The organism is Vibrio sp. Isolate34, assembly GCF_022397915.1.
Taxonomy (GTDB): Bacteria; Pseudomonadota; Gammaproteobacteria; order Enterobacterales; family Vibrionaceae; genus Vibrio.
Genome location: NZ_JAKEUO010000007.1, coordinates 22069 through 44666, shown reverse-complemented (window position 1 = coordinate 44666; position 22598 = coordinate 22069). Strand labels below are relative to the sequence as shown.

At 43.7% G+C, this 22598-nt stretch carries 22 protein-coding genes and 1 pseudogene; 10 read left to right on the top strand and 13 right to left on the bottom strand.

Translation table 11 applies throughout. The annotated features are described in order from the left end of the window. Positions 1–182 precede the first annotated feature (182 nt). Complete coding sequence (locus L1D22_RS09615) at positions 183–1931, top strand: formate--tetrahydrofolate ligase (protein ID WP_239829592.1); 1749 nt, start codon at positions 183–185, stop codon at positions 1929–1931. Positions 1932–2186: 255 nt separating this feature from the next. Beyond that, entirely contained in the window at positions 2187–4091 is a 1905-nt protein-coding gene (locus L1D22_RS09610) for a diguanylate cyclase (protein WP_239829591.1), read from the top strand. Positions 4092–4133: 42 nt separating this feature from the next. Here the strand turns inward: L1D22_RS09610 and L1D22_RS09605 are convergent, their stop codons facing one another. Then, entirely contained in the window at positions 4134–4739 is a 606-nt protein-coding gene (locus tag L1D22_RS09605) for a beta-phosphoglucomutase family hydrolase (protein WP_239829709.1), read from the bottom strand. 87 nt (positions 4740–4826) lie between these two features. Here L1D22_RS09605 and arfB point away from each other — a divergent pair, with 87 nt between their 5' ends. Further along, complete coding sequence (gene arfB / locus L1D22_RS09600; RefSeq protein WP_017630397.1) at positions 4827–5237, top strand: alternative ribosome rescue aminoacyl-tRNA hydrolase ArfB; 411 nt, start codon at positions 4827–4829, stop codon at positions 5235–5237. Positions 5238–5330: 93 nt separating this feature from the next. On the opposite strand, the gene L1D22_RS09595 is transcribed toward arfB, so the two are convergent. After that, positions 5331–5648: a helix-turn-helix transcriptional regulator gene (locus tag L1D22_RS09595; RefSeq protein ID WP_239829590.1), complete on the bottom strand. Its 318-nt coding sequence runs from the start codon at positions 5646–5648 to the stop codon at positions 5331–5333. Positions 5649–5849: 201 nt separating this feature from the next. Between L1D22_RS09595 and L1D22_RS09590 the strand changes: the two genes are divergently transcribed. Beyond that, on the top strand, positions 5850–6176 hold the full coding sequence (locus L1D22_RS09590; protein ID WP_239829589.1) for a hypothetical protein: 327 nt from the start codon (positions 5850–5852) through the stop codon (positions 6174–6176). Between the two features lie 117 nt (positions 6177–6293). Here L1D22_RS09590 and L1D22_RS09585 read toward each other — a convergent pair whose 3' ends face one another. The 3 genes from L1D22_RS09585 to L1D22_RS09575 form a co-directional block, all read right to left on the bottom strand. After that, a complete protein-coding gene (locus L1D22_RS09585) occupies positions 6294–7355 on the bottom strand; it encodes a trypsin-like serine protease (protein ID WP_239829588.1) in 1062 nt (353 codons plus the stop codon). A gap of 264 nt (positions 7356–7619) precedes the next feature. After that, on the bottom strand, positions 7620–8753 hold the full coding sequence (gene gcvT, locus L1D22_RS09580) for a glycine cleavage system aminomethyltransferase GcvT (protein WP_048660228.1): 1134 nt from the start codon (positions 8751–8753) through the stop codon (positions 7620–7622). Between the two features lie 447 nt (positions 8754–9200). Further along, complete coding sequence (locus L1D22_RS09575; RefSeq protein WP_239829587.1) at positions 9201–9824, bottom strand: XRE family transcriptional regulator; 624 nt, start codon at positions 9822–9824, stop codon at positions 9201–9203. Positions 9825–10263: 439 nt separating this feature from the next. Between L1D22_RS09575 and L1D22_RS09570 the strand changes: the two genes are divergently transcribed. From L1D22_RS09570 to L1D22_RS09555, 4 genes are all read left to right on the top strand, one after another. Further along, positions 10264–11556 carry a serine hydroxymethyltransferase gene (locus tag L1D22_RS09570; protein ID WP_239829586.1) on the top strand — a complete coding sequence of 431 codons (1293 nt, stop codon included), beginning with the start codon at positions 10264–10266 and terminating at the stop codon, positions 11554–11556. Positions 11557–11607: 51 nt separating this feature from the next. Further along, entirely contained in the window at positions 11608–11988 is a 381-nt protein-coding gene (gene gcvH, locus L1D22_RS09565) for a glycine cleavage system protein GcvH (RefSeq protein ID WP_017072176.1), read from the top strand. An 89-nt stretch (positions 11989–12077) separates the two neighbouring features. Next, positions 12078–14957 carry an aminomethyl-transferring glycine dehydrogenase gene (gcvP, locus tag L1D22_RS09560; protein ID WP_239829585.1) on the top strand — a complete coding sequence of 960 codons (2880 nt, stop codon included), beginning with the start codon at positions 12078–12080 and terminating at the stop codon, positions 14955–14957. Between the two features lie 124 nt (positions 14958–15081). Beyond that, positions 15082–15219 carry a hypothetical protein gene (locus tag L1D22_RS09555; RefSeq protein WP_158009006.1) on the top strand — a complete coding sequence of 46 codons (138 nt, stop codon included), beginning with the start codon at positions 15082–15084 and terminating at the stop codon, positions 15217–15219. A gap of 117 nt (positions 15220–15336) precedes the next feature. On the opposite strand, the gene L1D22_RS09550 is transcribed toward L1D22_RS09555, so the two are convergent. After that, complete coding sequence (locus L1D22_RS09550) at positions 15337–15603, bottom strand: Txe/YoeB family addiction module toxin (RefSeq protein ID WP_239829584.1); 267 nt, start codon at positions 15601–15603, stop codon at positions 15337–15339. Then, positions 15596–15850 (bottom strand): type II toxin-antitoxin system prevent-host-death family antitoxin, encoded by a 255-nt coding sequence (locus L1D22_RS09545; protein ID WP_212595929.1) that lies wholly within the window; start codon positions 15848–15850, stop codon positions 15596–15598. The genes L1D22_RS09550 and L1D22_RS09545 overlap by 8 nt, the downstream gene beginning before the upstream one ends. A gap of 165 nt (positions 15851–16015) precedes the next feature. Here L1D22_RS09545 and L1D22_RS09540 point away from each other — a divergent pair. Continuing rightward, positions 16016–16156, top strand: a pseudogene (locus tag L1D22_RS09540) (IS110 family transposase); the annotation flags it as partial. A gap of 50 nt (positions 16157–16206) precedes the next feature. Here the strand turns inward: L1D22_RS09540 and L1D22_RS09535 are convergent. The 3 genes from L1D22_RS09535 to L1D22_RS09525 form a co-directional block, all read right to left on the bottom strand. Next, on the bottom strand, positions 16207–16509 hold the full coding sequence (locus tag L1D22_RS09535; protein ID WP_239829583.1) for a type II toxin-antitoxin system RelE/ParE family toxin: 303 nt from the start codon (positions 16507–16509) through the stop codon (positions 16207–16209). Continuing rightward, entirely contained in the window at positions 16497–16754 is a 258-nt protein-coding gene (locus tag L1D22_RS09530; RefSeq protein WP_239829582.1) for a type II toxin-antitoxin system Phd/YefM family antitoxin, read from the bottom strand. The genes L1D22_RS09535 and L1D22_RS09530 overlap by 13 nt, the downstream gene beginning before the upstream one ends. Before the next feature lie 188 nt (positions 16755–16942). Beyond that, positions 16943–17623 (bottom strand): hypothetical protein, encoded by a 681-nt coding sequence (locus L1D22_RS09525; RefSeq protein ID WP_239829581.1) that lies wholly within the window; start codon positions 17621–17623, stop codon positions 16943–16945. A gap of 89 nt (positions 17624–17712) precedes the next feature. Between L1D22_RS09525 and L1D22_RS09520 the strand changes: the two genes are divergently transcribed. After that, the gene (locus L1D22_RS09520) at positions 17713–18738 is read left to right on the top strand and encodes an IS110 family transposase (RefSeq protein ID WP_239829580.1); all 1026 of its coding nucleotides are present in this window, start codon (positions 17713–17715) and stop codon (positions 18736–18738) included. A 935-nt stretch (positions 18739–19673) separates the two neighbouring features. Here the strand turns inward: L1D22_RS09520 and L1D22_RS09515 are convergent. The 3 genes from L1D22_RS09515 to L1D22_RS09500 all read right to left on the bottom strand — a co-directional run bounded on the left by L1D22_RS09515 (position 19674) and on the right by L1D22_RS09500 (position 22596). Then, positions 19674–20765, bottom strand: coding sequence for a transposase (locus L1D22_RS09515; RefSeq protein WP_239829579.1), 1092 nt, complete (start codon positions 20763–20765; stop codon positions 19674–19676). After that, positions 20762–21619, bottom strand: a complete 858-nt coding sequence (locus L1D22_RS09510; RefSeq protein WP_239829578.1) for a tyrosine-type recombinase/integrase — start codon at positions 21617–21619, stop codon at positions 20762–20764. The genes L1D22_RS09515 and L1D22_RS09510 overlap by 4 nt, the downstream gene beginning before the upstream one ends. Before the next feature lie 212 nt (positions 21620–21831). Further along, positions 21832–22596 (bottom strand): hypothetical protein, encoded by a 765-nt coding sequence (locus L1D22_RS09500; RefSeq protein WP_057622067.1) that lies wholly within the window; start codon positions 22594–22596, stop codon positions 21832–21834. Positions 22597–22598: the final 2 nt, after the last annotated feature.

Genomic DNA, 22598 nt, shown 5'->3' with positions numbered 1-22598 from the left:
TCGAAGGTAATCGAATCAAATATTTTGCTCGTTTAAGATTTGATCTCGCGCAATGACTCTTTAGATCTGTTATCTTCCAGCACATAATTCGTGTGGTTTGCCTTTACTTGGCAAATTTATGCAGTAGTATCGCCACGCAAACGTTTACGTACCACCTTTCGGTTCTGATATAAGGATCAAATATGCTGTCTGATATTAATATTTGTCGCTCAACTCCCCTTAAAAACATCAGTGCGGTTGCCAAACAAGCAGGCCTGCAACACGACGAACACCAGCCATTAGGCGAATTCAAATCTAAAGTGTCTCTAACGTCACTTGAACGCCTTGCTAACCAACCAGATGGTAAATTGATCGTAGTGACTGCGATTACACCCACACCACTTGGTGAAGGCAAAACAGTGACCACCATCGGGCTCGCACAAGGTCTTGCAAAAATTAACCGATCGGCGATGGCATGTATTCGTCAGCCTTCAATGGGCCCTGTGTTTGGTGTTAAAGGTGGCGCAGCTGGCGGTGGCTACTCTCAAGTCGCTCCTATGGATCAATTGAACCTGCACCTGACTGGTGACATTCATGCCGTAACAGCCGCTCATAACCTTGCTTCTGCTGCGATTGATGCACGTTTGTATCATGAACAGCGCGAAGGCTTAAAAGCGTTTGAAGCGCGCTCTGGCCTAAAAGCCTTGGATATTGACCCAAGCAGAATCGTTTGGCGACGTGTACTCGACCACAATGACCGCGCACTGCGTATGATCACTGTAGGTAAAAACGAAGCGAATAAAACAATTAATGGTTTTGAGCGCGAAGACGGGTTTGATATCTCGGCCGCATCAGAGCTAATGGCCATTCTTGCACTGGCTGACGACCTACAAGACTTACGCAAACGGATTGGCCGTGTTGTGCTTGCTTACAATCATCAAGGCTTGCCACTGACCGCAGATGACTTCAACGTTGCTGGCGCTATGACTGTAACAATGAAGGACTCTATTGAACCAACCTTAATGCAAACCCTTGAAGGTGTACCTACACTTATCCACGCAGGGCCATTTGCGAACATTGCACACGGTAACTCTTCAATTATTGCCGACAAGATTGCCTTAAAATTGAGTGATTTTGTGGTGACCGAAGGTGGTTTCGGCTCAGACATGGGGTTCGAGAAAGCGTGTAACATCAAGGTTAAGGCATCCAACAAGAAGCCTGACTGTGCCGTTGTTGTTGCAACGCTACGTGGATTAAAAGCGAACTCAGGTTTATACGATTTAAGGCCGGGCACTCCACTACCAGATTCTATCTTTAGTGATGACCGAGATGCACTCGTTGCAGGTTTTGAGAACCTAAAATGGCACATCAACAACGTTAAGCAGTACCAAGTGCCAACCGTCGTTGCCATCAACCGATTCCCACAAGATTCAGACCTAGAGCTAGACGCATTAAAACAGATGATCGCCGATTTCGATTCAAGCGTGAGCGTTGAAGTCAGTGAAGCGTTTGGTCAAGGTGGTGAAGGCGCGACTAAGTTAGCGAATGCAGTAGTAAAAGCTTGCCATGTTGAAAGTGAATTTAAGCCGTTGTATCAGTCAGAGCAAAGCATAGAAGAGAAACTGATGGCAGTCGCTGAAGTGGGTTATGGCGCAGCCAGTATCTCGCTATCGCCCCTAGCAAAAAAACAACTCGCTGAATTCAAGCAGCATGGTTACTCGAACCTATCCGTGTGTTTAGCCAAAACGCCGTTATCTATCTCAACAGAAGCGCATGTAAAAGGAGCACCAACACAGTTTAACGTTCCAGTTAGAGAGTTAAAACTGTGTGCAGGTGCGGGCTTTATTTACGCTTTATGCGGCAATGTAATGACCATGCCTGGTTTACCTGATAAACCCGCGTTTATGTCATTAGACATCGATGATAAAGGGAATATCATCGGGTTAAGTTAGTTATTACAACGCGTTGGCGAAAATAATTCAGCTTATGCCAGATAACCTGTTCGCGTGACACGCTGATTGATGCTCGCGAACAGACATCTAATGAGTGGTTAAGCTCTATTATTGATTGCTCAACATGCAAGTTGATTTGCAAAAAGTTGCACTAAAACCATAGTAATATGCAACCCTTGCTCTAACTTCTGGGTCAAGATCACATTAAAAAACCCATAAAATATATAGTATTGCGCTGATTCTTTGAGGACAGTGATGAATACGAGTATAAAGAAACTAGTCAGCCAATTTCTGTGCACCATTTTTGCCCTAGGATTAGTCCCTGCTCTCTATATCAACTCTGAATTTGACAGAGTTGAAGCTCAGCACACACTAAATATCAAACAGTCGAGCCAAAACCAAATCGAATACAGCTTTCACGAGCTCTCTGTGATCGTTGAGCAAATCTCAAACTCAGTTCCTGCTATTGCAGATTCGCAAACCTTACTCCGCGCAGTCAACGATCCGTCAACCATTCATAAAGAAACACTGCAAGATCTCTGGGTTATGTTGGTGCGTGGTCAAAAATACTATTCTCAGCTGCGCTACTTAGATCTAGAAGGTAACGAAGTATTCCGTGTTAACTACAAGGACGGACAAGCAATCGTGGTTCCCGACAACGAACTGCAGGACAAATCCTCTCGTGATTATTACAAGGCGCTACAAGAATTAAAGATTGGTGAGGTGAGCTCTCGCGGCATTGACTTAGAAGTTGAAAATGGAGAGATCGTTCGCCCTTTAATTCCAGCGCTTCGCATTATGACGCCAGTCGCTGAAAACAACCGCATCATTGGTTACTTCATCGCAAACCTAAACATGCTTGAGATCTATAAGCGCCTTCATTATCAAATTGGCGCATCGTCTGCTGTTCCGATTATTCTCAACAAAACCGGACATATCATTATGGGACCGGAGCCTACTGAGTCTTTCGGGCATGTGATTGAGTCACGTTCAGAACAAACTTACGCAAAGTTATACCCAGAGCTTTGGACATCGATTCAAAACAACACATCCTCTAGCTATTTTGATGGCGAGAACTGGTATTTCCATTCCGATATCAGCCCCAAGATAAAACAGTTCGAAGGCCCTATCTACATGGTTCTTCATGTTGAAAACCAACAATTTAATAGCCAATACCAGCGTGAAAACCACTCGATCTTTGTACAGATAGTGACCCTAACGATTTTAATCTCGCTGATTTCGGCAGGCTTTGTACTATGGAATCAAAACCACAAGAAGAACAGCATTGAGAGTCAGTTAGCAACAGCGGCAATGAACGGCATGTCTGCCCTTGTTATCACTGACAGAAACAACCGCATCATCAAGGTAAACCAAGAATTTACCCGCGTAAGTGGTTACAGCTTGGAAGATGTAAAAGGTCGGCAGCCTTCTATGTTTGCCTCTGGTCGCTACAATCAAGAGTTCTACATTAAAATGTGGAGCATTATTACTAAGACCGGAGTATGGGAAGGCGAAGTCGTCAACCGACGCAAAGACGGCTCATTGATTACGGAAATACTCCGAATCCAAACCATTAAAGACTCAAAAGGTGTAATTCAATTTTATGTCGCATCATTTGTGGATATCAGCAAACACAAAGAACTTGAGAATAAGCTGAGAAACCTTAGTGAAAAAGACGCATTAGCTGGCTGTTGGAACCGACGTAAGTTCGACCTTGAACTGCGCGACGAGTGTTCTCGTGTAAACCGTTACCCTACCCGTGAACAATCTTGTTTGGCTATTTTAGATATCGACCACTTCAAACGCATTAACGATAGATTTGGTCATGACTATGGCGATCGAGTGATTCAGACCGTTGCGCAAGTATTGCAACGTGAGTGTCGTGAAACTGACTTCGTTGCGCGTATTGGCGGTGAAGAGTTTGGGGTTATTCTGCCCCACACCACAACAGAAGAAGCTGACTATGTACTTAATAGACTACGAATTGCGGTTAGCCTTGAGCTAGACAGTGTTGTTACCGTCAGTGCCGGTATCACCAACCTAACGAGCGATCCGGCTCTCAACTATAAATGTGCCGACTTGGCGCTATATGAAGCGAAAGCCGCGGGCCGTGATAGCGTATGTTTGTTCTTAGACACAGAGATGAGTGAAATCGCCTAGCTCCAAAGCGTCAGCTAGGCAACCTTCTTGGTTCAATAACTATCAGTTTGGCGCAGGGTGAAACTCTAACTTATTCCCTTCAACCACTAGAATGCAATCCATCTGAGCAGCGTGAGCAGCTTGTTTACCAAGGTCCGTATCTTCGAACACGACACACTGCTTGGGTTGTAATCCCATACCGAAACACGCGTCTAAGAAAGTGTCAGGATTAGGCTTGTGATTCTTCACATCGGTCGCCGTCACTAAGATATCAAGCTTGTTTAGAATGTCCGTTTTATCTAATAGTTGTTCTGCGCTTTTACGCTGGCTCCCCGTCCCGACTGCGATCTTCTTATTACCGAGATGTTCTAACAACAGAGAATACGTACAAGGGATAACGTCACCTTTGTCTTCAATGCCAGCAAACGATGCCATCTTGAACGTGGAAACCGCTTGTGGGTCGAGCGACAAACCGTACTTGTTGTTCACTTCACCCGCTATCTTATAACTCGGCATACCGCCTAAACTGTGCAACCAAGACGCTTCAAAATGAAAACCAAATTCTTCTGCTGTTTGCTGCCATGCTTTCACATGAGCAGGCATTGTATCGATCAACGTACCGTCCATATCAAAGATTAATCCTTCATACGCCGTTAAATCTATTTTCATCACTACTACCACTCTTTAAGAAAGTTACTGATACCATAACCAATATTCAGTATCATGACCCCATATTACTGTTCAAAATGGAAGTTTATGTTACAAATATCTAACTCTGTTTCGATTCAAGACTGGGAACTTCAGTTAACCGCGATCAGAGCACAAGGAGCTGGCGGGCAAAACGTCAATAAAGTATCGAGCGCGATACATTTACGTTTTGATATCAAGCACTCCACCCTACCTGATTTCTATAAAGAAAAGCTCCTCGCACACAAAGATAGCCGCATCACCAAAGACGGTGTGATTATCATTAAGGCGCAACAATATAGAACTCAGGAACAAAACCGAGACGATGCTTTAGTGCGCTTGAAAGAATTGATCTTGGAAGCGACAAAGGTTCAAAAAGTAAGAAGAGCTACAAAGCCAACACGTGGCTCTCAGAAAAGACGTTTAGAAAGTAAAAAACAAAGAAGTACTACCAAACAGCTACGTGGAAGAGTGAACTGATGGCTTCATGCGCTCAGTAACCACATTACTGTAGAAAGACCTGTCAATTTGACTAACGAATAGATCCATTACGCTGTTTATTTGAAAGTAAGTTTACTGCTTCTTTTTGACCGACAAAATCAGTTTGATCAACAACATTCGCTCTTCGCTGGTCAGTAAGCGACTGACCGCTGCAACGTCTTCCGCTGTTGCTTGTGATGCACCCACAATATCAAGAACCACATCCAAATCCGTCACCTTTAAGGTTCTGGTGATTGAACGATACTGAGACATCTTAATGTCCGCTTCTCCACGCTCGATACGCTGATAAGTCTTTAAGCTCATTCCTGCACTTGAGGCTAGTTTTTCTTGCGACAAATTAGCTTGCTTTCTGCGCTCAATCAGCGCCATGACTATGGGCTCTTGTGACATTAGCTTTTCCTCATTAGACAGTTATGACCTAATTTCAGCAAGAAGCAGACCATATTGACTCGCAGCGGTTTACATACGCCATCAAAGGCATATTATCCAATTATTAAAAAACGTTACGTATCATAAACTTTCACGCTTTGATCGGTCGTGAGCGTAAAGGCTAGAAAACTTGAAGACTCAAGTGTTGGGAAATAATAGAAATTGCATATTGCGAATAAGAAAGACGTCAAATTGGAAATTGCGAATCGCTATACATTGGCATTTCCTTGCATAAAGCACGCTTTAGAATCAGAGAATACCCGCAGTCAAATCATCGCGGTACAGCATAGGCTACTCACCTACAAAGAAGTGTTGCTGCACGGGAACATGTTGGAAGGTAAGGAATTAAAACAGGCTTTTTCTGCATTGAACGAAAATGAAAAAGGTGTAGCGCAAGGTGGGATTAAAAGCATCAATGCTGCGATAACAGAGATGGATGAGATTATAGAAAGATACAGCCGTAAAGCGGTTATCGAGCTGAGTAACTAGTTCGACAAGCAACTAGCCAACTGTAAACCTGTAAACCTACAAACCTACAAACCTCCAAAAGTACAAAGTCGACGCTATCGTTAGATAAAGCGTCGACTTCTTCAAAGCATTGAATATCTAACGTTTAACTGCTTTTCTAACGCCAGCAATCAACATCAGCATACCTAACAAACCAAACGAAACACTACCGCCACTGCTACCAGAACCAGTTGACACACTTGTACCAGCAACAGCAACTCGTTTTGCCTCTGTCGCGGTAAACTGGACAGTTTCCGTGCTATCAATTACCCCGTTAGTTACATCAGTAATCCAATCTTTATAATCATATATCTCTGTAAATACAGATGTTACTCCGATGTCGTCCCCACAAACTCTAGGCCCAAAACTAGTTATACCAACCTGCTCGTAAGTCGCGTCATTTTCCCAAAACACCGGACCACCAGAATCGCCTTGGCATGTACCACCGTATAAGCCACTATTCGGTCCCTTACCGTTGAAACAAATTTGTTTATCAGTGACTAACGGACCGAAAACAGCTTTACAATTAGGAGTATCAACATATGTCAGGTCAACTTGTTGTAGCAATGTCGTACCATCAACATCAGTCTCGATGTCACCATGGCCAACTGCAACGAAACCATTCGCAGCATTAAGGTATGTATCAAATTGAGGGATAATAGTTTCAGCTGAAGATTGAAGGTTAAGAGAAGCTTCTAACTTTAAAATTGCAATATCATTTCTTAATAGTTGATCGGTACTATCTGAATAATCCGTTCGATAAAAAACGTCAGATACTCGTACTTTCTGGATGCTACCGTTAGGGAATAGAGAAGTATCTTCCAATTGGGGAACGACTACCGTGAAAAGTTGAACATCCTGATCATCATAGATGCAGTGTGCAGCGGTCAGTACATGATAGTTATCTAAAATTGTCGCACCACAGTATGGGCCTGTTGAATAGACACCATCATAGTCAATTCTATCAATGAACAAACTCGCCATTGAAGGAAACTCAGCGACTGTCGCGTCATTACCATTCACAATATAAGGTGTTACACCCACATCAGGAGTACTTTCGACCGTGTTTTCCGTCGCCATAACACTTGATGTATAAATCAATGGGGCTAAAAGCCCTAAAACGGCTTTACGAACCGGACTCATTGTATGGTTTACGTTCATAGTTAACTCCTTGTAACCCCTACTACTTATTTACAAAAATGATGTATCGCCACCATAACACGTCACAACCGTGATTATAGTAAGTATTTGTAACGATATCGCCACATATCTCATTTTATAAACCAATTTCAAAGTAACAGTTCTTGATGATCGCTTACCGAATCAACACGCGCCAATAAACAAAAAAGCCTACTGTTGATTCCCTCGATAGAGAGAGGCCAACAATAGGCTTTCGTTATACTTGGTGTTTTCTCTTAAAAGAGATTAGCCACGGTAGTAACGTTGAGGTACGAATGGCATTTTTTCTACTGTCATTGGTAGTTTCTTACCACGAACTTCAGCGAATACTTCAGTGCCGATAGCCGCAAGATCAGTACGAACGTAAGCCATTGATACAGGCTTGCCAGCGTTAGGACCCGCTGTACCACTTGTTACAACGCCAATCTTGTTGTCTTCAGCGTCGAACAGCTCAGCACCTTCACGTACAGGAGCTTTAGTTTGACCCACTAGGCCAACACGCTTACGTTGAACGTCTTTAGTCGCGATTTGCTCAAGGATGATATCAGCACCTGGGAATCCGCCAGCACGCTCACCGTCAGTACGACGCACTTTTTGAATGCCCCATAGAAGGCTTGCTTCTACTGGAGTCGTTGTTGTATCTAAGTCGTGACCATATAGACATAGACCACACTCAAGACGAAGTGAATCACGTGCGCCAAGGCCAATCCATTCTACTTCAGCTTCTGCAGTTAGCTTACGCGCTAGCGCTTCAGCGTGATCGTTAGGAACTGAGATTTCGTAACCATCTTCCCCCGTGTAACCACTGCGGCTCACGATGCATTCAACACCGTCGATATCCACTTTTTGAACGTCCATGAACAGCATGTCTGCAACGCTTGGTTGGAAACGAGCTAGAACTTCAGATGCTTTAGGGCCTTGAAGTGCGAGTAGAGCGCGGTCATCAATCACTTCCATTTCTACGTCTGCAGGGAGGTGTGCCGTTAGGTGATCGATATCTTGTGTCTTACAAGCTGCGTTCACAACAACAAATAGGTGATCGCCAAGGTTAGCCACCATCAGGTCATCCATGATGCCGCCCTGCTCGTTAGTAAAGAACGCGTAGCGCTGCTTACCAGAAGGAAGGTCGATAATATCTACAGGAACCAAAGATTCTAGGACAGCAGCTGCATTTGCACCATGTAGACGAAGTTGCCCCATGTGAGAAACATCAAAAAGACCGGCAGCATCACGAGTGTGTAAGTGCTCTTTCTTTACACCTAGTGGGTACTGAACTGGCATGTCGTAGCCAGCGAAAGGAACCATCTTTGCGCCTTCTTCAACGTGAAGTGCGTGCAGTGGTGTTTTTAGTAGGTCTTGATTAGCGTGTTCTTGAGTCATTTTATTCTCCATGAAGCGTTGCAGGCTTTCCAAATCGAATCTGCCGCTTATATCTCTATTTAGAGTCGCCTCTAACACTAGGTCTCAGCATTAGAAACAGTAGATAGTAAAAAGTGATGTCTTTTATATAGGCTTATATAGTTAGCGTTATAAAAATAGATAGCTGTACAAAAGCTCTACAACTCACTTTCTAAGAATTCACTTCAGTAAACTTCAATCAACATGAGTAAACCGTGTTCACTATAGTAAACAAGCCTGAGTCAGTTTTACACCCTTAACAAGATTAAAACAGCTCAAAATGTGACATTTAACAATTTAAAAACAATTATTCGATACATACAAAAACGCGATATTGATGATTTTCACATCAATATCGCGTCATTTGGCAAACGTTAGAAACAAAAGCAAACGTTTGCATTCACTATAAGAAATTCTAATTTTGTTAACTTATTTTGCAGTCACCCACAAAATCAGCGCATCTTCTGAACTAGTAGAAATCAACATGTGGCCCATATTGGCATCGTAATACATGCTATCGCCTTCACTCATAGGCACAGGTTCGTAGAATTCTGAGTAGAACATCACATCACCGGAGATAATCATTAAGAACTCTTCACCATCGTGACGAACCCAATCATTATATTCTTCAAAAGTACGCGCTCTTACGCGGCTTTTGAATGGCATCATCTTCTTATTAGAAAGCTCAGTCGCAAGCAGTTCATGCTCATAAGTCGGTGTTGGGTGAGGTTTACCTTGGCCTGCTTTAGTTAAGTCACGACGTCCTGTTGCGACTTTTTTTCTTGGTGGTTCAAAGAGTTGCGGCATATCAATTTGCAAACCCATCGCTAATTTTTGCATAGCTTGAAAGGTTGGCGAGATTTGCTCATTCTCGATTTTGCTGAGCGTAGAGCGCGCTAAGCCAGTTCTTTGGCTTGCTTCTTCTAGCGTGATCCCAAGCTTGCCGCGGATATCTTTAATGCGCTGGCCTAGCCTAAGTGGCTCTATATTCTGGTCTAACGTTTCTTTCGCCAACGTTAAAGATGGGTACTCATCATAAATGTCTTCTGACATAGGTCCCTCATTATTTTCTTACTTCCTGTCTATTCATTTCATTGTTGCATGAAGCGCTTTGTTGATTAAAGAGCACACACAGAAATAAAGCGTGCTCCCTGTAGCAAAACGAGAAAAGTTGTTTCCTATTGGAAATTTTTGTTGAAAATTGATTTTATCGGAGCTATGTTATCGACTTGTTAGATGAAGAGATGCTACTTCAGCTTGTCGCAAATGATAGTTTTAACATTTGTAAGAGCTGTTTTTACCCGAACTTTTGGGAACCAATTCGTGCTGCATTGACCCTACAACGATCGCTTAGACGCTGTAAGAGTATATTTAAAACGCAATTAACGTTTATCTGTACCTATATAGCGCAAACGATACCGATGCAGAAATCAACGTAAGACCTAATGGACTATAAAAACAATCACCATTAGCTTAATGAAAGGTCTCGACAATGAACGCTTACCAAAACCATAGCTTAGACAGTTTTTTCTCTACGAACCTATCTGCGACTGACGACGCAGTATTTGCTGGAATCCAAGCAGAGAACGCTCGTCAAAACGAACAAATCGAACTTATTGCTTCCGAGAACATCGTTTCTAAAGCAGTAATGCAAGCTCAAGGCACCTGCCTAACCAACAAATACGCTGAAGGCTACCCAGGCCGTCGTTACTACGGTGGTTGTGAGCACGTAGATACAGTAGAAGCTATCGCAATCGAACGCGCTAAGCAGCTGTTCAAATGTGAATACGTAAACGTACAGCCTCACTCTGGCGCTCAAGCAAACGGTGCAGTTAAACTTGCCCTACTTCAACCTGGCGATACTATCCTAGGTATGTCTCTTGACGCTGGTGGTCACCTTACACACGGTGCACGTCCTGCAATGTCTGGTAAATGGTTTAACGCAGTGCAATACGGCGTTGACCGCGACACTCTTGAAATCGATTACGAAGCGGTTCGCGCTTTAGCGATCGAAAGCCAACCTAAAATGATTATTGCTGGTGGTAGTGCTATCCCACGCGTTATTGATTTCGCTAAGTTCCGTGAAATCGCTGACGAAGTTGGCGCAATCCTAATGGTTGATATGGCACACATCGCGGGTCTTATCGCGACAGGTGCTCACCCTAGCCCACTACCACACGCACACGTTGTTACTACAACAACGCACAAAACACTTCGTGGCCCACGCGGCGGTATGATTCTGACTAACCACGAAGACATCAACAAAAAGATCAACTCTGCAGTGTTCCCTGGCCTACAAGGCGGCCCATTAATGCACGTTATCGCGGCTAAAGCAGTGGCGTTTGGCGAAGCACTTGGCCCAGAATTTAATACTTATATTGATTCAGTGATCGACAACGCAAAAGTTCTTGCTGAAGTGTTGCAAACTCGCGGTTGTGACATTGTGACTGGCGGAACAGACACGCACCTAATGCTGGTTGACCTTCGTCCTAAGGGCTTGAAAGGTAACGTAACTGAAGAAGCGTTAGAGCGTGCAGGGATCACATGTAACAAAAATGGTATACCATTCGATTCAGAGAAGCCTATGATTACTTCTGGCATTCGTTTAGGTACGCCAGCTGGAACCAGTCGTGGTTTTGGCACTGAAGAATTCAAACTTATCGGTGAATGGATCGGCGATGTACTTGATGGCTTAGTTGAAAGCCCTGAAGGCAACGCTGAAGTTGAGCAACGTGTTCGCAAGCAAGTTAAAGAGCTTTGCAAGCGCTTCCCTCTTTACCGTTAGACCGTTTTTAAGATTTAAATTAAAACCTCATAAATTTTTGGAGAATAAGCAATGGACAATACACTAAAGTTTGCAGACAGCCACGAGTGGGTAAAAGACAACGGTGACGGTACTGTAACTATCGGTATTTCTGAGCACGCTCAAGAGATGCTAGGTGACGTTGTGTTTGTTGACCTGCCTGACACTGATGACGAAATTGAAGCTGGCGAAAGCTTCTCTCTAGTTGAGTCAGTGAAAGCTGCTTCTGATATCTACGCACCAATCTCTGGTGAAATCGTAGAAATCAACGAAGAATTAGAAGATAGCCCAGAGCTAATCAACGAAGAACCTTATGAAGGTGGCTGGATTGTTAAAGTGAAGATGTCTGATGCGTCTGAACTAGACAACCTTAAAGATGCGGAAGAATACCTAAGCTCTATCGAAGAAGACTAATAGGTAACCTCATTACGATAAAGCTGCTCTTTTGAGCAGCTTAATTTTAGGGGCTAGCTCACGGCTCCAGAGAGAAAGTAGAACATATCATGACTGAATTACTTCAAAGCCAATTACTGAAAGACCTGGGTACTCAAAACGAGTTTGTTGCTCGTCATAACGGCCCAAATAAAGCAGACCAGCAAAAAATGCTCGAAGCGATCAACGCGACTAGCCTAGACGCACTGATCGACGAAACGGTTCCTGCACAAATCCGCCTTGAAAAACCAATGACACTTGCTGCGCCACTGAGCGAAATGGACATGCTGACCTCTCTTAAAGAGATCGCTAACCTAAACCAAGTGAAACGTACTTTCATTGGCCAAGGCTACTACAACACATTCACTCCAAACGTTATTCTACGTAACGTTTTAGAGAACCCAGGCTGGTACACAGCTTACACACCATACCAACCAGAGATTTCTCAAGGTCGTCTTGAAGCTCTACTAAATTACCAACAAATGGTAATGGACCTAACGGGTATGGAAATCGCAAACGCATCACTTCTTGATGAAGCGACAGCGGCTGGCGAAGCAATGACATTGTGTAAGCGTGCTGGTAAAAGCAAGAGCAAAGTATTCTTCGTTGCTGACGATGTTCACCCTCAAACACTAGAAGTTGTTAAAACTCGTGCTGAGTACATCGGTTTTGAAGTAATGGTTGGCGCTCTTGAAACACTTCCAGAGCAAGACGTATTTGGTGCGTTAGTTCAATACCCTGGTACAACAGGTGAAGTTCGCGATCTAACAGACATCATTGCGAAGGCTCAAGCAAACAAAACTCTAGTAACCGTTGCTACTGACCTACTCGCTTCTGCTCTACTTAAGCCAGCTGGCGAAATGGGCGCAGACGTAGTAATCGGTTCAGCTCAACGCTTTGGTGTTCCTATGGGTTACGGCGGTCCACACGCTGCATTCATGGGTACTCGTGAAAAGCATAAACGTACAATGCCAGGTCGTGTAATCGGTGTTTCAATCGATACTCACGGTAACCAAGCGCTACGTATGGCAATGCAGACTCGTGAGCAACACATCCGCCGCGAAAAAGCGACATCGAACATCTGTACAGCTCAAGCACTTCTAGCAAACATGGCGTCTTTCTATGCGGTTTACCACGGTGCAGAAGGCCTACGTACTATTGCTCGTCGTACACACCACATGACAGCTATCCTAGCCGCTGGCCTGACTAAAGCAGGTTACGAGCTAACGAATAACAGCTTCTTCGATACCATCACAATCAACTCAGAAGATAAGACAGATGCACTGTACGCGAAAGCGCAAGCAGCAGACATCAACTTACGTCTACTTCCTGGTAAGATCGGTATCAGCTTAGACGAAACAACTACTGTAGATGATGTGAATGCCCTATTCGCTATCTTCGACGTGAAAGAAGACATTCAAGCACTTTCTTCTGACATTGCATCAAACGAGTTTGCCGCAATTCCAGAAAACTGCCGTCGTGAATCAGAGTTCCTAACTCACCCAGTATTCAACACGCACCACAGCGAAACGCAAATGATGCGTTACCTAAAACAGCTTGAGAACAAAGATTTCTCACTAACGCACGGCATGATCCCACTGGGCAGCTGTACGATGAAGCTGAACGCTGCTGCTGAGATGATCCCAGTAACATGGCCTGAGTTTGGTTCAATTCACCCATTCGCACCTCTAGAGCAAGCGGCTGGTTACACAGCACTAGCGAAAGATCTTAAAGAGAAGCTATGCGAAATCACTGGTTATGACGATTTCTCACTACAGCCTAACTCTGGTGCATCTGGCGAATACGCAGGTCTAATCGCGATTCAACGTTACCACGCAAGCCGCGGTGAAGCTCACCGTAACGTTTGTCTGATTCCAAGCTCTGCGCACGGTACTAACCCTGCAACAGCATCAATGGTTTCAATGAAGGTAGTGGTTGTTAAGTGTGATGAAGATGGCAACATCGACATGGCAGACCTAGCAGCGAAAATCGAGAAGCACAAAGAAAACCTATCAAGCATCATGATCACTTACCCTTCTACGCACGGCGTATACGAAGAGCAAGTGAAAGAAGTGTGTGAACAAGTACACGCAGCGGGCGGTCAGGTTTACCTAGACGGCGCGAATATGAACGCTCAAGTAGGTCTAACTTCACCTGGCTTCATCGGTTCAGACGTATCTCACTTGAACCTACACAAAACATTCTGTATCCCACACGGTGGTGGCGGTCCGGGTATGGGCCCTATCGGTGTTAAATCACATCTAGCACCTTTCCTACCAGGTCACATCGAAAACGGTGTACAAGGTTCTGACTACGCGGTATCAGCTGCAGATCTAGGTAGTGCTTCAATCCTACCTATCTCTTGGGCTTACATCGCTATGATGGGCGAACCAGGTCTAACAGACGCAACGAAAGTAGCGATTCTGAACGCCAACTACGTGATGGAAAAACTACGTCCTCACTACCCTGTTCTTTACCGTGGCACTAACGGCCGCGTAGCGCACGAATGTATTATCGATATTCGTCCACTTAAAGAAGACACAGGCATCAGCGAAGAAGATATTGCTAAGCGTCTAATGGACTTCGGTTTCCACGCACCTACTATGTCTTTCCCAGTCGCTGGCACACTAATGGTAGAGCCAACTGAATCAGAAGATTTAGAAGAGCTAGACCGTTTCTGTGAAGCGATGATCGCAATCCGTCACGAAATGGCAGCAGTGAAAGCGGGTGAATGGCCACTAGACAACAACCCTCTAGTAAACGCACCGCACACACAAGTTGACCTTTCAGGCGCAGAATGGGATCGCCCTTACTCTCGCGAGCTGGCTTGCTTCCCATCGAAAGCAACGAAGAACTCGAAGTACTGGCCAACAGTTAACCGTGTAGACAACGTATACGGCGACCGTAACCTAATCTGTTCTTGCCCAAGCATCGATAACTACGAAGACTAATTCGTAGCGGCGCTAAGCAGCGAAACATAACAAAAGGCGAACCAAATGGTTCGCCTTTTTGTTTTCTGAAATTCGACGTAAACAAATGCATTGACCTTACCGTAAGGGAAAGGTTTAAGGTGAAATGAATCCAATGATGAATGAGGAAACGATGATGGGATGTTGTAATAAAGCGCCAAAAGGTGGAGCCCCTCTTGGCTTGCTTCTAAAAGTAACGCTTGGGATTGGGTTATTTGTATTTCTGCTGGCTCTTTGGCAGTAGAAGACTTGTACAGCGTTAGGTTTCAAACTAAACAGTGATGGTATGGACAAGATAGATAGCGCCAAATTGGTATTGGCGCCATAGTCTCTAGTTAGATGCCTGTTCTCTGAACCTGATTTAGTAGTGGTAACGACACGAAATTATCGTTATAGCCTGATCATCGACTGCATAAACAAGCCTATTAGTATCATCAATACGACGAGACCAAAAACCAGATAAGTTCTCTTTTAATGGCTCTGGTTTACCGATGCCCTCAAATGGAGAGCGCTTAACATCATTGATGAGTTTATTGATGCGCTTGAGTGTTTTCTTTTCTTGAGTTTGCCAATACAGGTAGTCATTCCAAGCGTCATCAGTCCACGACAATAAACGTTGACTACTCATCAATTAACTCTCGTGCTGTTGTTTTACCAGCACGGTACTGTGCTATCGAACGGTTTAGGTGTTCAGCATTTTGAGGAGAGCGTAGTAAATGAACTGTCTCCATAAGGCTATTGTAGTAGTCTAAAGACATAACCACTGCATCCTCAGAATCACGGCGTGTAATAACTGTTGTATCAGCATCATTAACTACACCGTCTAAAACAGCTTTGAGACCATTTCTAGCTTCAGTAAAAGATACGATTTTCATAACAACCTCCACATGTTCAATTTACTGTACAAGTATAGTCTTCACCACCCTACTTGTACAGTAAGTTGAACATGAGATATAAATAAGGCAACTAACGAATGACATGGTTCCCCCCTCCCGAGGATATGCCACACTTATGTGGTACTAAAATGCATCGGAGGCACCATGTCTGATTATTCTTATTCCTGCGGTATCGACCTAGCTAAAAACCACTACAGTCTTCATGCCGTAGACCAAAATGGTAAGGTCCTACTTCATAAGTCAGTAACTCGCTCTAAACCACTGACTACAACAGCAAATACGCCACGCGTTGCAAACCAATCTTGAATGATTTGTTAGCCGCTCATTCCCAACGATTATTGCTTACTCAACAGGAACTTGCGTAAATCTCTCTCAGCACGCATAACAAACAGAATAAACACCTTGTCGCCGTCTTGCTTATAGAAAACACGACATGGATTAACGACAACTTCACGATAACTTAAATGTTCTAGTTCGGGTGGGATACGACCTGACTCTGGGCTAGTTTGTAGTCGTTCGACTTTAGAGAAGATCGTTTGTACTAACTGCTTTGCAGCAACGATATTTTCAAGTGCGATGTATTCTGCGATATCGTTGAGGTCAGATAACGCTGGCTCAGTCCAGATTATTTCAGCCATTTTGACATTTTGTCCTTGGCTTCATCATGACTTACCGCTTTACCGTCAACTAGTGCGCGTTCACCTCGTGCTATACCCTCAAGAATAGCTAAACGATTTTGCATAAATTCGTAGTCATCAACGTCAACTAGATACGCAGATGGCTTACCATGCTCAGTAATTAGCACCGGTTCTTTGGTGTCGTGGAGATCGGCGAGGATTTTAGTTGCTTGACGTTTAAGTGATGTAACTAGTTCTACTTTCATGAGAGCTGCTCCAAAGGAAGACTAAAGTGATACTATTCTATCACTTTGAACATAGCAAGCTCCATGACGGCTAGACACGTTAAGCAGTAAGCAACGCCACCACCCTACCTAAAACCTTGCCACCTTAAACACTAAAGCTGACCCAAACTGAAATTGCCAAGCGTTGAGAATCCGTCTTAAATGCTTTGTTAGGTCATTTCAGACAGATACTTCTCAGTCAAAATGCAATTAAGTACCCAGCCCAAAGTTAGTCGAATTAGTATTTTAAGGTCACTCAAGTCCTTATCCCCCCACTTACGAACATAATGAGTCTCATCATTACCCAACCATGTTGCTCGTTTTGCACACTCTTTTATGTTTGTATCTGATACATACTGTCCGATAACTTTCGCTAATTGTAAGGACTTGATGTTATCAGCGGAATCGTTGTGTTTATAAATACAGTAATCCTTAATTAGGAATTCAAGTGCCTTTCTATATGCAACTCCAGCAATTTCATGCAAACCATATTGCTCTGCAGCACTAGCTTGATTGAAAATGTCACAAAAACTAGGGGACACTTGCTTAATTTCATCTTGAAACTGCTCATTTTTAACAGTAACGGGCGATGAATTTTTATACTTAAAAACACCGACTCTACTTGTTCCTTGCATCGCAGTCCGAATATATGAGCTGATAAATAACCTGCTGCACTCATTCCGTGTACAGCGATATACAAGCTCTAATTTCGTCCCAGATTTATCAGGGTTTCCACTCAAGCTGGAAGTAATATTTGTTGGTTTTATTGAATAGTGACAATGCGGGCACATATCTGCGTGCGCATTAATTTCAAACCAATGTGTCTCATTAACAACTACTCTAGGATTCATTTTTACCTCTATGACCTAACGAATGACATGGATTCCCCCTACCGAGGATCTGCCACACTTATGTGGTACTTAAATGCATCGGAGGCACCATGTCTGATTATTCTTATTTCTGCGGTATCGACCTAGCTAAAAACCACTTTAGTCTTCATGCCGTAGACCAAAATGGTAAAGTCATACTTCATAAGTCGGTAACTCGCTCTAAACTACTGACTACAATAGCAAATATGCCACTCATGCGTATAGGCGTTGAAGCGTGTGGTGGTGCACATTATTGGGCAAGAACACTCAATAAGTTCGGTCACGACGCCCGTATTATGGCCGTTAAATACGTAATCCCTTATCGAACTAAGGGAAAGAACGACCTTAATGATGCTGTTGCCATATGCGAAGCTGTTCAGCGTCCATCAACTCGCTTTGTACCCGTAAAATCCCCCGAGCAACAAGCCATCCTATCGGTACATAGAATGAGAGAGCATTGGGTTCGTGAACGCACGGCGCTTATGAATCGCATGCGTGCCCTGCTTTCTGAATTCGGATTAATAATTCCTGTTGGTCGCTCTTCATTGCTGAAACACGTTCCCTTAATGCTCGAAGATGCAGAAAATGAACTGCCACACCTCGCAAGAACAGTTATTGCCGATGCTTATCACCACCTTGATGAATTGAATCAACGTATCGCCGATACCGAGCAAGTCTTTGACTCTTTTGCTAAGGTCAGCACTAATGTTCAACGAGTGATGAAGGTTCGAGGCATTGGTCCTCAAACCGCTACTGCGATACTCGCTTCGATAGACAATGGCTCTCAATTTGATAAAAGCCGTGATTTCTCTGCTTGGCTGGGACTCGTACCAAAGCAATATTCCACAGGAGGAAAACCTCGCTTAGGCCGAATAACCAAACACGGTGATAAATACTTACGAACACTATTAGTTCATGGCGCAAGGACCGTGATTGCCAATCTTGGCGACAAGCAAGATAAGTTAAGTCAGTGGTGTCGAGGCGTTCTAGAACGAAGAGGTATGAACCGAGCAATAGTGGCACTGGCCGCGAAGAACGCAAGAATTATATGGTCACTTTTACACAATCAAACAGAATATGAAAACTATGCTGCTTAAGTAAAAACCGAAGCAGCATAAAGAGTTAAACCCACCGGGTCATTGCAGACGCTAATGATGGAGATAGGTTAAGACCACTTGCGGAGAGCCTGTTAATGCGGCGGACACACTAGATGTCATCTAACGAATAAGGCACCGCAGTCGCGTAAAGTCATCAGGGCCACGACGTATGCGAATCGTCGATAAGTAGGCCGAATGTAGAGCGGCAGTCCAAAACTCATCAACATAAGTTTGGCGGATGTTTGACAACCGGGGGAATCCATGTAGCCTTGTTAAGCAGCAGCTAACTGCCACTGCACCTAAACAAAGCTACTGTAATCACTAAACCCAAATCAAACCAAAATCGCCAAACGTTAGCTGTCTGCTTGAACAATTTGTTATGTGATGGTGACTAGGATTTGAATATTCTATATTTTAGTCTCGCTTCGTAATCCTTTATTTCCATTTCATCCAAAGTGGCATTGTATAAATCGTCCCATTCGATAAGACGGTCATTATATTGCTTATCTGACTCGCTATCGTGCCGCACAGGCTTACTAGCTTTATTTGCTTTGTTTACGTAACCGAAGGCCAAAGTTGAAGTTGCAGATGTATATTTCATTGATTTGTTCTAACTGATTACCTAAGCAAGATCTTACCATTAATCCCAACTGGTAGCGAATATCACATAACGCTTAAGTATTTATCCGTTGTCGTAGCACAATGGATAAATACCTGTTGGACTTGGCCGCTTCTATCTATGGAATTTGCTTTTTAGGACTGACTTACGTTCCACTATTATCATTAAGACCAGTACATCGTCAGCCGTCCATTTTCCATTTCTAGCCGCCAATTTAGCTACAGCGACTATACCCGTTGCATAATCTTTTTAAAAGCGAACAATACCCCTCTCTCGCCATAACACAACGATAATTTTATTCATTATAATCAGACAACTAGGTCAGTCGGTGCTCTGAAACGACTATCCTAGGTCTAATATTGATGCACACGAGTACCATGCTGTTGCTATGGCAGTTCGGACAACACGGTTTCTCTTTCATCACTTCCGACTTCTCTGCGGGTCGCTCTCGTAAGCTATGCCTAATTTCCGCGATCGCTTTTACCCGTACCGCGTTAGCTAAAAAGCCATAATAGCGTATTCGCATTAGTCCTTTAGGCAACACATGTAAAAGTAAGCGTCGAAGTAACTCGCCCGCATTACAACACATTCTTTGAGTCCCGTTGGTTCGATAATCTTTGTAACTCATCGTGATACGGCCATCCACGTTATAACTTAATTGATTTGGATTTAACCCGATACGATTGCAATACCGAGATAGATAACCCACTACTGCTGTGGGCTCGTGCAGTACAGGTTTACTGTACACAACCCATCTCTTATTAGCGGCTTCCTCTAATAAGTTACTGTGTGTCGCTATCAACTGGCTTACTCGACATAACATCTCTTTCTTAAAGCGAACGGATAAGGCTTTAACCGGAAGCAGATAGCTCGATTTTCTTGTCGGTTGCCATTGCCGATCTTTTGTAAGCACCCCACTCGGTAACAGGCAATGAATATGCGTATGTTGACTCAGATTTCTTCCCCAAGTGTGAAGAACCATTAATGCTCCAAGTTGACCGACAAGGTGATGCCGCTCATTAGTAAACGCGCATAATGTTGCCCACACGGAATGAAACAAGCATTGATAAACAACCTTAGGATGCGCTTTAACCAGAGCATTGAATTCGTGAGGTAAGGTAAAAACCATATGATGATAGGCCACGGGTAAAATATCTTGGCTTCGCTTTATTAACCATTGCTGCCTCATCTGCTCTTGGCAACTGGGGCAATGACGGTCTCGACAAGAGCAGTACCAACGCGTTTCATGACCGCATTGTTGACAACGCCAGTCGTAACTACCCATACGCTCTGTTCGGCAGTCTCTTAAATGGTTAAGCACTTGCCACTGCCTCGGTGTGACTTTGCTTTTATCAAGCTCTTCTAAGCCTTGGGTTAATACGGCTTGGTAAGGAGATAATGCGTTCATTTGCTCTCCTCCCATAGTTGAGCAACTAAGTCGAACTTACTTCCGTCCGAGCTTTCGTTGTGATGACCTATCCAATGGGTGTACCTCAATGTCGTTTTGATATTCGAATGCCCAAGGTAACGCTGCAGAACATTCAAAGGCATGCCCGATTCAAGTTGATGAGTTGCATAAGCGTGTCTCAGGGCGTGTATTCCCCCTAATTTTCTAACGTTAGCCTCAACTTTTGCAGCTTTGAAGCACTTCTGCAAAGAGCTAATACCCAATGGCTTTTCGGGCTCTAGGCTGGGAAACAGCACTACGGTGGGGTGATAATGACGCCAGTAATTTCGAAGATGATTCAGCTGGCTATCACCCACTGGAACAAAGCGATCTTTTTTACCTTTACCACAATGAATGTGCAGTCGTTTCGCCGTACCATCGATGTCTTTCACGTACAGGCCGACGACCTCACTGACACGTAAGCCACACCCGTAACACATTTCAAGTGCGGTCTGATATTTAAGGCTTCGACAATGACTTATGATACTTCTTACTTCCTCGCGATTCAGCAGCTCCGGTATTTTACTGGCGCGTTTAATCGGGGGAACCAGTCGCTCTTCAAATGCTCGATTCAAAACAGCACGATAAAAAAACAAGATGGCATTCAACGCTTGAGCACAAGTACTACTACTTAAGCTCCGCTCTGTGGTAAGCGTCCGTAAATACGCACTAATCTGTTGATCGGTGAGTAAATCAGGGGACAGATCGTAAGTAGTAGATAGATCTTTAACCCAACGTAAATAGCTTGCATGGGTTTTCGGAGAAAAATGGCGAACCGCCATTTCATCGATAAGTTGTTGTCTTAATGGGGTCATGATGCATTCCTTAATCTATGGATACATCATAAGTTTGGTCTATAGAATAAGTGAGAGGAAAGTCCTCCGCGAAGCGGCTTAGTTCAACGCCCTGTTAAGGTGTGAGCAACGCAGTACCTATGCCGCCGCATACCACCTTAAACACTAAAAGCAACGCATAGTAAAAACGCCACGCGTTGCGAATCACTCTTAAACAGTTTGTTAGCCAGGCATTATGGGACTTTGAACGCTATAGCTCCTAACTGGTCCATACTCTTAGCTGGAATTTGCGTAAGTTTGTTTGGAAACAGTCTGCCCATACCACTTTGCTTATCAGCTAACAAATAAACTGCGATATATGCATTTTCTTTGGAGCGTGACGGTACCTTTGGCATTGTGAAATCACCATTTGAATTTAAGAGTGCGTAAGTTTTATTTAGCCCAAAATAGCTATACTCATACTCGCCTGTTTCTTTATTCATAAGGTACAGAGCGACGGTATAGTCATTTGGATCCGCAGTCTCGTCAAATTTAATATTACCTTTCAAGAAAAGAATTTCCCCTTTCTTTTCAAACTTCAAAGAATTCAATTGTGCGTTGACTAAACTTGGCTTAGGTGGAAGCAGATAACGACTACCTGAAACATTACCAAATAGGTTTGTCAAATTAGGGAAGAAATTTATTGTCAACGTAACAAAAAGTAATGTGCCTGCTAACGACAAAATGCCACTCAGGTAGCGTTTATTTTTGATACGGTGAATAGACTGCTTTATTAGCCCAGTAAAACCGAAAGCGAACAATGAAATGAATAAAAAGTAGAAGAATACGGCCCATAAAAAGTCTGAAAGTTCAAACCCCTTTCCGGTCAACTCACCCAGCAAAGGTCCGGCAACTAACGTACCGACCGAAACACCGAGTATCGTTGCAAAATCTGAAATGATAGAAATAACTTTAAGAGGTGTAGCTTTTTTGAGTTCTTCGATAGTCTGAGTAAGCATTG